This is a genomic window from Salinicoccus halodurans, assembly GCF_900114445.1.
In the GTDB taxonomy this organism is placed as follows: Bacteria; Bacillota; Bacilli; order Staphylococcales; family Salinicoccaceae; genus Salinicoccus; species Salinicoccus halodurans.
Map to the genome: position 1 here is coordinate 249,438 of NZ_FOTB01000003.1, position 13,696 is coordinate 263,133.

General features: G+C 42.9%; 10 protein-coding genes. 6 read left to right on the forward strand and 4 right to left on the reverse strand.

Annotated elements, in window-relative coordinates; translation table 11 throughout:
- Positions 1-46 precede the first annotated feature (46 nt).
- The 5 genes from BM271_RS07820 to glnA all read left to right on the forward strand — a co-directional run bounded on the left by BM271_RS07820 (position 47) and on the right by glnA (position 7,054).
- Positions 47-1,336, forward strand: a complete 1,290-nt coding sequence (locus tag BM271_RS07820) for an L-lactate MFS transporter (RefSeq protein ID WP_046789134.1) — start codon at positions 47-49, stop codon at positions 1,334-1,336.
- 29 nt (positions 1,337-1,365) lie between these two features.
- The gene (locus BM271_RS07825; protein WP_046789135.1) at positions 1,366-3,723 is read left to right on the forward strand and encodes an FdhF/YdeP family oxidoreductase; all 2,358 of its coding nucleotides are present in this window, start codon (positions 1,366-1,368) and stop codon (positions 3,721-3,723) included.
- Between the two features lie 144 nt (positions 3,724-3,867).
- The gene (locus BM271_RS07830; RefSeq protein ID WP_082103623.1) at positions 3,868-5,208 is read left to right on the forward strand and encodes a sodium-dependent transporter; all 1,341 of its coding nucleotides are present in this window, start codon (positions 3,868-3,870) and stop codon (positions 5,206-5,208) included.
- Between the two features lie 160 nt (positions 5,209-5,368).
- The gene (locus BM271_RS07835) at positions 5,369-5,701 is read left to right on the forward strand and encodes a MerR family transcriptional regulator (protein WP_046789136.1); all 333 of its coding nucleotides are present in this window, start codon (positions 5,369-5,371) and stop codon (positions 5,699-5,701) included.
- Positions 5,702-5,719: 18 nt separating this feature from the next.
- A complete protein-coding gene (gene glnA, locus BM271_RS07840) occupies positions 5,720-7,054 on the forward strand; it encodes a type I glutamate--ammonia ligase (protein ID WP_046789137.1) in 1,335 nt (444 codons plus the stop codon).
- Positions 7,055-7,085: 31 nt separating this feature from the next.
- Here the strand turns inward: glnA and BM271_RS07845 are convergent, their stop codons facing one another.
- Genes BM271_RS07845 through BM271_RS07855 form a run of 3 tightly spaced genes read right to left on the reverse strand, consistent with a single transcriptional unit; the run spans position 7,086 to position 10,430 of the window.
- Positions 7,086-8,282, reverse strand: a complete 1,197-nt coding sequence (locus BM271_RS07845; protein WP_046789138.1) for a DUF4129 domain-containing protein — start codon at positions 8,280-8,282, stop codon at positions 7,086-7,088.
- The gene (locus BM271_RS07850) at positions 8,279-9,481 is read right to left on the reverse strand and encodes a DUF58 domain-containing protein (protein ID WP_046789139.1); all 1,203 of its coding nucleotides are present in this window, start codon (positions 9,479-9,481) and stop codon (positions 8,279-8,281) included. The genes BM271_RS07845 and BM271_RS07850 overlap by 4 nt, the downstream gene beginning before the upstream one ends.
- Positions 9,471-10,430 (reverse strand): AAA family ATPase, encoded by a 960-nt coding sequence (locus BM271_RS07855; RefSeq protein WP_046789140.1) that lies wholly within the window; start codon positions 10,428-10,430, stop codon positions 9,471-9,473. The genes BM271_RS07850 and BM271_RS07855 overlap by 11 nt, the downstream gene beginning before the upstream one ends.
- Before the next feature lie 119 nt (positions 10,431-10,549).
- Between BM271_RS07855 and BM271_RS07860 the strand changes: the two genes are divergently transcribed.
- The gene (locus BM271_RS07860; protein ID WP_046789141.1) at positions 10,550-11,734 is read left to right on the forward strand and encodes an NAD(P)/FAD-dependent oxidoreductase; all 1,185 of its coding nucleotides are present in this window, start codon (positions 10,550-10,552) and stop codon (positions 11,732-11,734) included.
- A 35-nt stretch (positions 11,735-11,769) separates the two neighbouring features.
- Here BM271_RS07860 and BM271_RS07865 read toward each other — a convergent pair whose 3' ends face one another.
- Positions 11,770-13,437 (reverse strand): Na/Pi cotransporter family protein, encoded by a 1,668-nt coding sequence (locus tag BM271_RS07865; RefSeq protein ID WP_046789142.1) that lies wholly within the window; start codon positions 13,435-13,437, stop codon positions 11,770-11,772.
- Between the last annotated feature and the right edge of the window lie 259 nt (positions 13,438-13,696).

The following is a 13,696-nucleotide window of genomic DNA, read 5'->3' on the forward strand; positions in this document are numbered from 1 at the left end:
GATTAGGGATTGGCTTTGCCAATAATTAAACTAGGGGGAAACTGATTTGAAAACAAAGAAAAATCGTTGGTTGATTGCATTGGCAGGAGTAGGGATACATATTTCCATAGGTTCAGTGTATGCGTGGAGCGTGTTTACGGTGCCGCTGCAGTCTGAGCTTGGCTGGAGCCTCAGCAATGTCTCTTTTACATTCAGTCTGGCAATTTTATTCCTGGGTCTATCAGCAGCATTCATGGGGCATTTTGTAGAAGCTAAAGGTCCGAGAATATCGGGTCTGGTTTCGACATTGTTCTTCGCTTCCGGCATGGCAGTGGCCGGTCTGGCAGTACAGCTGGAAAGTCTTATACTGCTGTACTTCGGTTATGGGGTGCTCGGGGGAATCGGCCTTGGAATCGGGTATATCACGCCTGTTTCAACTTTGGTAAAATGGTTCCCCGACCGCCGCGGCATGGCAACAGGTCTTGCAATCATGGGATTCGGTTTTGCAGCAATGCTTGCCAGCCCGGCAATGGAGTGGCTGATTGTGAATGTAAGCATCGCCGGGACATTTTACATTCTCGCTGTGATTTACTTTGTTGTAATGATTGCATCAAGTCTCTACTTGGAACGTCCACCCGAAGGATATGAGCCGGAGGGGATGAATCTGGATGAAAAGGTGACTGCTAAAAAAGACATCGTACAATTGACTGCCAATGAAGCCGTCAGGACAAGACGCTTTTATTTCCTGTGGTCCATGTTATTTTTGAACGTGACATGCGGCATCGCAATACTTGCTGTAGCGAGCCCGATGGCACAGGAGATTGCCGGATTGTCTGCAGGAGCGGCGGCTGTGATGGTGGGCATCATGGGAGTGTTCAACGGCGGCGGCCGCCTGGTGTGGGCGTCCATTTCCGATTATATCGGCAGGCCCAATCTGTACTCTCTCTTTTTCATAATACAGATTGCGTTGTTTCTGCTGCTGCCTTCAGTAAGCCATGCACTTGTATTCCAGGCTATGCTGTTTGTCATCATCTCCTGCTACGGTGGCGGATTTTCTGCGATCCCGGCGTATATTGGAGACATTTTCGGTACAAAACAGCTTGGCGCCATCCATGGCTATATACTGACAGCCTGGGCGGCTGCAGGCCTCGTCGGTCCATTTATATCTTCGACAGTTTATGAAGCAACACAAAGCTATACATTGACTTTATATATATTCGGGGCATTATTTATAGCTGCATTGGCCATATCAATATTAATCAGAGGAGATATCAGGAAAATCGAAGCCGACGCTGAATTTAAGGCAAGAAAGGAAGCTCGTGGAGAGTTGATAAAGCAAGGCGTTGAGGTACAATAGAAGTATAATATTGATAAGGAAGTGTGAGTATGGGAAAGACGCTTCATCCAGGACCAATGAGCAAAACGAAAAGATGGGATCCGAGCCTGTGGGCAAGTCCGGTGCCGTTCGGATTGACCAAGGTAAAGCCCCGCCATATCAGGGATACTGCCAAAATCGCGTGGGATAATAAAGATAATTTAAACTATGCAAAAAATATTATTACCAAAGGTGTCTGCGATGGTTGTGCACTCGGTGTGGGCGGTCTCCAGGATCAGACGCTTAAAGGTCCGCACATGTGTACGACACGTTTCAATGTGCTCAGACTGAATACAGCCCCTCCCATCAAACCCGAAATACTGCATCAGGATATCGATGGACTGCGTAAACTTTCCAGCCGTGAACTGAGAGAGCTTGGACGTATTCCTTATCCGATGATGCGTCGTAAGGGAGACCGTAAATTCATTCGTATTTCATGGGATGAAGCAATGGATAAAATTGCAGAGAAGATGAAAGTACTGAATCCCAAACAATACGCTTTCTATCTGACGAGCCGCGGAATTACGAATGAGTCATATTATACTGCAGCAAAAGTATCCAGGTTTTTAGGCACGAACAATATCGATAATGCATCAAGGATATGCCACTCACCGAGTAAAACTGCAATGAAACGTTCTGTGGGTGTTGGCGCGTCAACCTGCAACTATCAAGACTGGATGGGTACGGACGTCCTCGTATTCTGGGGCAGTGTCGCAGCGAACTCAAGTCCGGTCTCGACTAAGTACATGATGGAGGCAAAGAAGCGGGGCACTAAAATTATCGTCATCAATCCGTATAAAGAACCTTCTATGGAGAAGTACTGGGTGCCTTCAGTCACGGAATCCGCGCTGTTCGGTACTAAAATCGCGGATGACTTCTATGAAGTGAACATCGGAGGAGACATTGCAATGATGCATGGCATCATGAAACGCTGGTTTGAGATGGAAAAGGATCAGAAAGGCTCTGCAATTAATCACGAGTTCGTACGTGCTCATGTAAACAACTACGAGGAACTGAAAGATACGGTAGATCGCCAGTCATGGCAGGAGATCGAGAAATCTTCAGGCATCGGGCGCGCACGTATCAGTGAACTTGCCGAACTCATGGCCAAATCCCAAAATGGTGTGATGGTCTGGGCGCTGGGACTGACAATGCACAAACATGCAACGGATAATATTTCACAAGTGTGCAACCTGTCACTCCTGAGAGGATGGCTGGGAAGAAAATATAATGGACTGATGCCGCTTCGCGGACATTCAAGTGTTCAGGGTTCCGGAGAAATGGGTGCAGATCCATTCGTACTTCCGGGTGGGGATTATGACGAAGCAAACCGCGAGAGAATTGAAAAGGTCTGGAACTTCAAGCTGCCTGAATGGCCGGGGGATTCCGTCGGTATTACAATAGAAAATGCCATGCTTCCTGAAGATAACGAGCGTAAACTGAAACTTTATTATATGTCGGGCGGTAACTTCCTGGAGACGATGCCGGATCCGGATTTCGTTGCTGAAGCATTATCTTCCCTGGAAATCCGAGTACATCAGGATATCATTTTAAATACTTCAACTTTATTGGATGCAGAAGAAACCGTAATTGTACTTCCTGCTAAAACACGTTATGAACAGGATGGCGGCGGCTTATCCACTTCTACGGAACGCATGATTTATTTCTCTCCTGAAATTGAAGGGAATCGCAATCGTATTAAAGAAGCGCGGAGTGAGTGGCAGATATATGTAGACCTTGCCAGACGTGTAAAGCCGGATGACGCGCATCTGGCTGAATTCAATTCCGGACAGGAAATACGGGAGGAGATTGCGAAAGCCAACCCGCAGTATGACGGTGTGCAGCATCTTAAAAAGTCCGGAGACGTCTACCAATATGGAGGTGCGTGGCTGTGTGAAGATGGTATCTGTCCGACTCCGGATGGCAGGGCGAACCTGATCAGTATTGATATTCCGGACAACAACAGAAAAGCCGGCGAATTCAAATTGCTGATGAGACGCGGGAAGCAATTCAACTCCATGGTTTACGGAGATAATGATGCATTCAATGAAATGGGCCGATATGATGCACTGATCAATGAAAAAGATGCGAAGGATCAGGGAATACAGGAAGGCGAACCGATTGTTATCTATAACGTGAATGGTGTATTCCAGGGATTTGCAAGAATAGCGGATATTAAAGCTGGGAACATCGGCATCCAGTTCCCTGAGGGGAACTATCTGGTACCTAAAGGGATTTATGAGAACTTTGCAGAAATGCCGGATTATACGGTAGATGTGAAGCTGGAGAAAGCGGATCATTTCAACGCTAACAAAGACAGGCAATACTACGAGAAACCAGTGGCGGATCTTGAAGATAATCCAAACTAATTACTGGCAGTCAGCCGGCTCCTCGGGGCCGGTTTCTATTTTCCGTTTGAATATTACGATTCGAAGTATTCAAACGGGTAGTCATTGTGCTACGATATTAAAAAGTCTGAAAATAAACGACGTAAAATAAAAAGGAGAAATATTATGGAAAGATCACAGTGGGGGAGTAAGTTAGGGTTCGTACTGGCTGCAGCAGGTTCTGCGATTGGCCTGGGAGCACTTTGGCGTTTCCCGTATATGACAGCGGAACATGGCGGCGGTGCATTTCTTCTTGTATTCTTGATTCTTACTTTATTTGTCGGAATGCCGCTGTTGCTCTCTGAATTTGTAATCGGGCGGGCAAGTCAGCGAAACCCAATCGAAGGATTTGAGTATTTAGGAAATAAAAAAGCATATAGGATATTTGGCTGGCTCGGAAATATTGCCGTATTCCTGCTGCTGTCCTTCTACAGTGTTATCGGCGGGTGGATACTCATCTATATGATTGTAGCTGTGGGAGAGATGGTAAACCTCATACAGCTGGATAATTACGGTTCAGCTTTTGAAATGATTATTGCAAATCCTCTTTATGTATTAGTAGCTCAGGCGGCATTTATATTCCTGACTGCATTTATCGTAGCGCAAGGGGTTCAAAAAGGATTAGAACGTGCATCAAAAATAATGATGCCATTGCTCTTTGGGTTATTCCTTATTGTCATCATCCGTTCAGTGACTCTGCCCGGTGCAATGGAAGGGATTAAATTTTTCCTCACACCAGATTTTTCGCTAATCAGTTCAGAAGGAATTCTCTATGCACTGGGGCAATCATTTTTTGCATTGAGTATTGGTGCAACTACGATGATTACATATGCATCCTACCTGGGCAAAGAACAGAATTTAACACAATCCGCACTTTCCATCGTTATAATGAACGTTACAATTTCAATAATGGCAGGCCTGGCGATATTCCCGGCGATTGCATCATTAAACATGGAGGCCGCGGAAGGTCCTGGACTAATATTTATAGTGCTTCCGCAAGTATTCGCTGAAATTCCACTGGGAATGCTCTTCTATATTTTATTCCTGGGTGCATTTTTATTTGCCACACTCACGTCCTCCATATCAATGATTGAAATCAACGTCGCCAACACAATTAAAGGGAATGAAGGAAAACGCAGAAATATGGCATACCTTTTCGGATTCCTCGTGTTCCTGGCTGGTATCCCTTCAGCACTTTCTTACGGCGTGCTCAGTGATGTCATTATATTTGGCCGCTCGATATTTGATAATGTCGATTTCCTGGTCTCCAATATACTATTGCCGACAGGGGCACTTATCTCAACAATATTTGTAGGATATATCATCGATCGCCGTATAACGTTGGGACAGCTCAATATTGATGAGAACAGCAAGATGTTTGGGTTGTTCAAGTTCTGGATATTCATGCTTAAGTTTATATTGCCGATCATCATTCTGATTGTTTTCGGTGTAAGTATCTTTGGCTAAATGAGAAAAGACGGAAGGATATAACATATATTCTTCCGTCTTTTTTATTGTTGAATAAAGAGAAATAAAGTATAGAATTAAACTATGTAATATTTTCTGACATCGATTAGGAAACCTAAAAAAAATGTGGTAATCTTTTTACATGATTTGAGGTGGTCGTTTGGACAATGATCAATTAAGACGCAACACAGCCGTGTTTCCCATGTCTTCAGCAATGAAACTGACTGGTCTGTCAGCCAGGCAAATCAGGTATTACGAATCACTTTCTCTCGTAGTTCCAGAACGCACAGAAGGCAACCACAGACTATTTTCAATGAATGACCTGGATGTTCTGCTGGATATCAAGAACTACATGGAAAAAGGATTTACCATGAAAAGGATAGGGGAACTTCTTAATGAATCTCAAACAATTGACACCCCGGAAGTACTGAAGCACGTCGAGTATCAAAAGCCAATGTTGAACCGTGGCGATTTATCAAGGTTTTTCAAATAATAATCAGGAGCGTGAGCTATGAAGAATTTTACCAGAGAAGACATTAAACGTATTGCTGAAGAGGAAAATGTCAGATACTTACGACTGCAATTCTCCGATATTTTAGGAACGATTAAAAATGTAGAAGTGCCAATCAGTCAGGTTGACAAAGCATTGGACGGAGAAATGATGTTCGATGGTTCTTCAATAGAAGGCTTCGTGCGTATTGAAGAATCAGATATGTATCTGGTTCCGGACTTGAGTACATGGACCATCTTCCCGTGGACAGCCGGCAAAGGAAAAGTAGCCAGATTAATCTGTGATATTTATGACGTAGATGGCAAACCATTTGAAGGAGACCCGCGCTCTAACTTGAAGCGTGTTCTCAAAGAAATGGAAGAGATGGGCTATTCAGCATTTAATCTGGGGCCGGAACCTGAGTTCTTCCTATTCAAGTTAGATGAAAAAGGAAATCCGACAACGGAGTTAAATGATCAAGGTGGCTATTTCGACCTGGCGCCAACAGACCTGGGTGAAAACTGCCGCCGTGATATTGTACTGGAACTTGAGGATATGGGATTTGAAATTGAAGCCTCCCACCACGAAGTAGCCCAAGGCCAGCATGAGATTGATTTCAAATATGAAGATGCAATTTCTGCATGTGATAATATCCAGACATTTAAACTCGTTGTTAAAACAGTGGCAAGAAAGCACAATCTGCATGCAACATTTATGCCGAAACCTTTATACGGCATTAACGGCAACGGAATGCATTTCAATGTTTCTCTCTTCAAAGGAAAAGAAAATGCATTCTATGATGAAAATGATGAAATTGGACTCAGTCAGGATATGAGATACTTCATGGCAGGTATTTTAAAACATGCGAGAGGATTCACAGCAATTTGTAATCCATTGGTGAACTCCTATAAACGTCTGGTGCCGGGTTATGAAGCGCCGAGCTATATCGCCTGGAGTGGCAAGAACCGTTCGCCATTGCTCAGAATACCAAGCTCCCGCGGTCTTTCAACGCGTGCAGAAGTGAGGTCGGTCGATCCATCTGCCAATCCTTACCTGGCTCTTGCAGCCATCCTGATGGCGGGATTAGAAGGTATAAAGCATAGAACCGACCTGCCTTCACCGGTGAATGAAAATATTTATGAAATGACGCGTGAAGAGCGTGAAGCTGTAGGGGTGGAAGATCTCCCGTCCACACTCTACACTGCCCTGAAGGCACTCAGAGAAGATAGAGTCATCCAGGATGCACTTGGGCCCCATATATACAGACAGTTCCACGGCAATAAGAGCGTGGAGTGGGATATGTACCGTTCTCAAGTATCAGAATGGGAAATCAATCAGTATCTTAATCAATACTAAAATAACGTCCGGGAAATCCCCCGGACGTTATTTAATGATTTTTAAGATATGTTGTGATGTCTTTCTTCATCGATCGGATGTTTTCTTTGTATCGACGGTATTCGTCATCTGTCACTTCAGCATCTCTATAACGTGTCTCCATATAAATACTCAGTCTCTCTTTATCAATGATTTCATTTAGCCCGAGGCGTTGGATCCATTCTGTAATTGTTTCGTTGTGATAACGTCCCAGGTTTTTTGATGCCAGCCATTTTTCAAATTCAAAATATACTCTCCTCACCCGGCTGTCGGGTGCTTTTGCTATTTCACGCTTTATCTTATTTTTTGAGTGGAAAATCGAAGCGGAAGAATTCATTTCACCGTTATTTTTACCGACAGACGGCTTGTTCCTTTTTTTATAATAAACATAAAGGACAGCAATGACTGCAATAATGAACAGAGTAGCCAGTATGGTATCGGCAGGCATCTGTGAAAAAGCTGATGTCTGATCGAATTCCGGCTGGACTTCTTCCCCTTCCCGGCCCTCAGGAACATTCTCCTTTTCTAATTCAGGTAATTCAATTTCAACATTTTCAAGCATGTGAAAAAATGGACGGAGCAGAAATATGAATCCATTTAAAAGCAATACAACGGTATATTTTGCTGCGAACACAATATAGTGATACATCAGGCCAAGGAAAACACCGATCAGTATAAACGGTGCTGAAAGTATGGTGAACATGTAACAATTTTCATGTGTCGGGTACCCGTTACCAATCAGATGAACGATGATTCTGCCTGTAAAAAAGAAAATTATAAGACTCAGAAAAATTAAATGAAAATATGGTGAATAAGCAATCGTGGCTTCTGTTGTCAGGACATTTGTAGCGATAAGCAGTAGAAAAGTAACGATGAGCGTTACTTTGGAAAATGAATTATCGACATCATCATGCAGGTATTCCAGTCTCCATATCGGCAGATAGGCAACCAGCAATGCTGCGAGCCAGTTAAAGCCGAAACCGAGAGCAACAATCAGCACAACCGGCAACATGAAGTATATTCTTACGGGCCTGAACCGACTGACAATGAAAAAACTCACAATCATCATCAATACGACAAGCGTTATGAACGGGAGGATCAGCGCTTCTTTCCCGTTATGTACATTGAGGAGGAGAACGATGAACAACAATAAAAACATATCAGTAAGATAAGTATGGCTAAACTGGCAAATATACTTTAATCTTTTCATGTACGGCCCCCCTCGCTGCTGTCAGCCTTAAAAGGGGTGATGCCATACTCGTTCAATTGAAATACATTGGCACCTTTTGTTTTTAAAATCGAAAGGTCTGCTGAAATGGAAGTATCGGCAATTCCTGTAAATATAACATGTGTGGAGAGTTCTTCATGCAGCTGCACATACCTCAGCAAGCGTTCGAAACTGAGGGTATAAGTAACAGTATTGATACGTGCAAGTGTTTCCAGAGTATGTTTAAAATGCAATTTACCCTCACCTTCATCCAACTTGAAAAATGTGCGGTTGTCCATCATCACCATATTTGTGATGATTTTATAAGGTATTCCGGCTTCGGTTGCCCTGCCGGTGATAAATGTGATTTTCTCGAATGTTTCCTCGATGTTTTTTGGTGGTGCATAAGAATTTTCAGACCGTAAATTAATCAGTATCATCCATGTTATTTTAGTTGTCTTTTCGTAAAGTCTGGTTTGCAGTTCTCCGGTTTTTGCGGAGGCTTTCCAGTGGATAGCACGCATGCTGTCTTCTGGAAGGTAATTCCTTGTACCGGTTGGCCTCAAAGGATCAGAGAACAACGCATTCTGCTGCATGAAACTTCCCTGGATCATCTGATTTTCCATCCCTTCATTATGTACGGCATAACGATCAGGGTAAACGATGATTTCATGATCAGGCCTGCCGGTTTGTTTGAGATCAAGGGTGTTGAATCCAAAAATCTGCGGGATGTTTATTTCCGCTTTGACAATCTTGCTCACCCCTCTTGAATATCCCGTAAAGGGCACTTCAATGATGATTGAACTCTTCGGCATTACTGTGAATGTAATTGCAGTAACGGTATGCTGTCTGATTCCAGTAGATATATCATTCACAAATCGGATGTCATCCCCGGCTGACAAAGATATCTTTCCACCGAGTATAGGCATGATGCCTTCCTGCGTTATTTTGATCCGAATGCTGTCTTCCTGGTTTTTATAGATGCGTATCTCTTTATTCAGTATTTCGAGTCTGAGCTTTTGCGCAACATTTTTTTCATATAAATAGCTCAGTAATGCAAAGGATATGAAAAAGCCCAATGAAACGGCAATCATAATGTTCAGAGTTATCCCATAAAAAATATTCAGAATGAAGAGAATGACAACAGAGCCGATGAAAAATGTCATGGTCCTTGAATTTTTAAAATCAATTTTAAATTTCATCTCTTGCGACTCCGTATTCAACAGGCACTTCTGAGGAGTTGATAATGTCCTCGATTATCGCAGTGGAATCTGTAATAGTCATGCCTTCGATATTCAATACCAGGCGGTGACCAAGCACGAATGGTGCGATATATTTAACATCCTCAGGCGTTAAATAATATCTGTTTCTAAGCAGTGCAATCCCTTTGGCAGCCTGCATCAGAGCGATGGTACCGCGTGGCGATACACCGAGTTCGATATGCTCATGATTTCTCGAATTATAAATAAGATCAAGAATATAATCCTGAACGGTTTCATTTACTTCCACTTCGGATAACCGGTGCTGCAATTCAATGATTTCATCTTTTTGAAACACTGGATTTATCCCATCCAGGGCATTTTTTACACCATGAGTATCAAGCATTAATTTTTCTTCTTCCCTTGAAGGGTAACCCAGATCTATTTTCATCAGAAAGCGGTCCATCTGTGCTTCGGGCAGATCAAAGGTGCCCTGTTTGGACTCAATAGGATTTTGTGTAGCGAGAACGATGAAGGGCTCACTTACAGGAATGCGTTCACCATCTATCGTCACCTGTTTCTCCTCCATTACTTCGAGCAGTGCCGACTGAGTTCTGGGTGTGGCCCTGTTGATTTCATCTGCAAGCAGTATATCAGTATCGACCGGTCCTCTACGCAATTCAAATTCCTGTGTTTTGGGATTATATATGTTGAGACCTGTAATGTCGGAAGGCAGTACATCCGGTGTAAACTGGATTCTTTTAAAAGATCCGCCTATCGCCTTTGCAACTGCTTTGGAAAGCATGGTTTTCCCTGTGCCGGGCACACTTTCAAAAAGAATATGTCCTTTTTGCAGCATGCTGACGAAGACGAGTTCAATTACTTTTTCATGTCCTATAATCACTTTACCCACTTCATTTTTAAAAAGAGTCAATTTCTCCTCTATGTTCATAAAATTCCCCCTCTGTTTACATTCTAGTATTAAGAGTGAAAATGTACAATCACATTGAAAGATTGTGCATGAAACACGTCATGTGAGGGAATGGAGTTAAAAAAGACGGAGGTATAAGGATGAAGAATCATTATAAACTCGTTATTCTCGGCGGCGGTGCAGGCGGCATATCGACTGCGAGCAGGATTTTAAGTAAAAATAAAAATCTGAAGAATGAAATACTCATCATTGAGCCGGACGATTATCACTATTTCCAGCCGGCATGGCCGTTGGTCGGGAGTGGAGAAGTAAATCTGGAATCCACCTGGAAGCCTATGGAAAAAGTATTGCCGAAAGGTTCAAAGTGGCTGCAGGAGAGAGTAGAACGAGTTGCTCCCGTAGGCCGGGTTGTAAAGGCGGGGGATTATAATATCGAATATGATTTTCTTGTAGTCGCTCTTGGGATTGAATTGAATTATGAAGCGATAGAAGGTCTTCCTGAAGCACTCGGCACCAGTGGTATCTGCACAAACTATCTGGTGGATCATGTGGAATACACTTATGACACACTGACCAAAGTGACATCGGGAAATATAATCGTCACGAAGCCAAAATCGAAAATCAAAGGCGGTGTCTCTGCTGAGAACTCGCTGTTTACAATGGATAACTTTTTAAAAAGCAGGGAGAGAAGTGCGGACATTGTTTTTCGGAGCGGCAAACAGGAAATATTTGAAGTAAAGAAATATGACGACAGTCTGCGTGAGCAGATGGATGAAAAAAACATTGACTATGAATTGAATCAGGAATTAATAAAAATAGATGCGAGTGAGAAAAAAGCTGTTTTCGAGAATGCCCAAACGGGAGAAAAGAGTACTGAGTCATTCGAAATGATCGTTGTTACTCCGCCAATGCATGGTCCTTCTGTTCTTGATGATTCCAATCTTCTTGATGAAGAAGGATGGGTGGATGTCGATCCCTATACAATGATGCACAAAACTTATACAACAGTATTTTCATTGGGAGATTCCTCCAGTCTGCCGACAGTCAAGATGGGCGGTGCAGTCAGAAAGCAGATGCCTGTTCTGGTGGAGAACCTGCTGGACCGGATGAATGACAAAGAGCCATCCCATGAGTATGATGGTAAAACTGCATGTCCGATTGCAACTGAATACGGTGAACTCATACTGGCTGAATTCGGTTATGACAGAATTCCTGAAGAAACTACGTTCCTCGACCAGTCCGACGACAAGAAATTCCTGTACCAGTTCAAAAAAAATATGCTCCCCATCATGTATTGGTATGGCATGTTAAAAGGCAAAGCATAAAAAATCCCGATGCTCCAGCATCGGGATTTTGATTTTTATTCATATATTGTAAAATCTTCGGTCAATTCATCATGATCTGCATCAAGATTCGTTTCGGAAATATTTCTGGCATTATAGCCAATCCGTTCGAGATTGCTGATGAGATCTACATAGAGCAGACCGCCATCCGTAGAACACACGCCTCTATTAAGTCGTTTGACATGCTGCTTTCTGAGCTTGTTTTCAATCTTATAAGATTTCTGGCTGAGTCGGATGACTTCCTCCAATTCCTGTGGACTGTATATATCCAGAGAATCGATGGATTTCTTGAATGACTTATAAACATGTTCATAAAGATTCTGCAGACCTTCCTGTGCTTCCTCGGAGATCTCGATCTTTTCTTTGAACTTCTTGTTGTAGGATTCAGTATAGTCATTGATCTGTATGCTTACTTTATACAAGATACGCGTGATTTCAAGCAACGTTGCCTGTCTCTCGATATCTTCACTGCTGATGTCATATTTAGAAGCATCGATCAGATATTTTTTGATGCTGTCCTGTAGCGTCTCCACGACATTGATTTTCTCTTTGATTTCTTTATACTTTTTATTGTCTCCAGTGTTACTGAAGTTTTGTGCATCATCTAAAATGCTGAGTGTCAGATTACCAAGATTCTTAACTTCATTCTGTGCACCCTGAAGGGCAATGCCGGGTGAATTTTTCAAGAGCAGAGGATCGAGCTGGTTCGGCTGGAATTCTTCTGAAAAATCCTTGCCGGGTATGATTTTTGTAACCAGCCATGCCATTGCGAATATGAACGGCAGCTGCATCAGCGTGTTCGTAATGTTGAAAGAACCGTGCGCAAAAGCAATGGTCATTTCCGGATTCAACGACAATGCTCCCTGGAGGAATTCAACATATCTTACAAAGAGCGGCATGATGATGATGAATACGACCGCACCGATCAGATTGAACATAACGTGTACCATAGCTGCACGCTTTGCTGCGATTGAACCTACAAGCGCTGCAAGAACTGCAGTGATCGTTGTACCCAGGTTATCCCCCAGCAAGATTGGAAGCGCCGCGCCCAGTTCGAGAAGATCATTGGCATAGAATCCCTGAAGAATCGCGATTGTTGCACTGGAACTCTGAACAATAACCGTCATTATTGCACCAACAGCAACACCAAGGATCGGATTATGGGACATCGTCAGCATCATGTCAGTAAATGCTTCCAGGTTTGCGAGAGGCTTGACTCCCTGGCTCATCAGATCCAGACCGTAGAATAAGGCACCAAAGCCGAACAGTACGCGGCCAAGGTTGATTGCTTTCGGTCTGTTACCGAGGAAGAAAATCATAAATGTACCGAGTGCGAGGATAGGCAGTGAATACTCACCTATATCCAAGCCGATTAGAAATGCAGTGATCGTCGTACCAATATTTGCACCCATAATGACACCAATAGCCTGCCTGAGTGTCATGAAACCGGCTGAAACGAGTCCGATTGTAATGACCGTAGTCCCTGAGCTGCTCTGTATCAGCCCGGTAACAATAATCCCGGCAAGAACACCCAGCAATGGATTGGATGTCATGCGGTTCAGGATTTCGCGGAGACGGTCCCCGGCTGCTGCCTGAAGACCATCGCCCATCATTTTAATACCATAAAGAAAAATACCTAGTCCGCCTAAAAATAGAAAGATGACTTCCATCGGACTGAGTTCCATAAATATTCCCCCACTTAGGCACCTTGGCGCCTTTACAATAATTTAATTAATTTTACGTGTAATTTACAATACTTGTTACGATTTTCATTATAGGATGGAATTTGACAAAATGCATTAAAATAAATAAATTAACCCGGGTTAAATTCTTACATTTGCAATAATGTGACCTTTAATAGAATTTTTAAAATTTTTTAACAAAGTCTTAACAATCTACTTTTAGTATAGAGTTTGTGGCAGAAATAACAATGTATTGAATTAT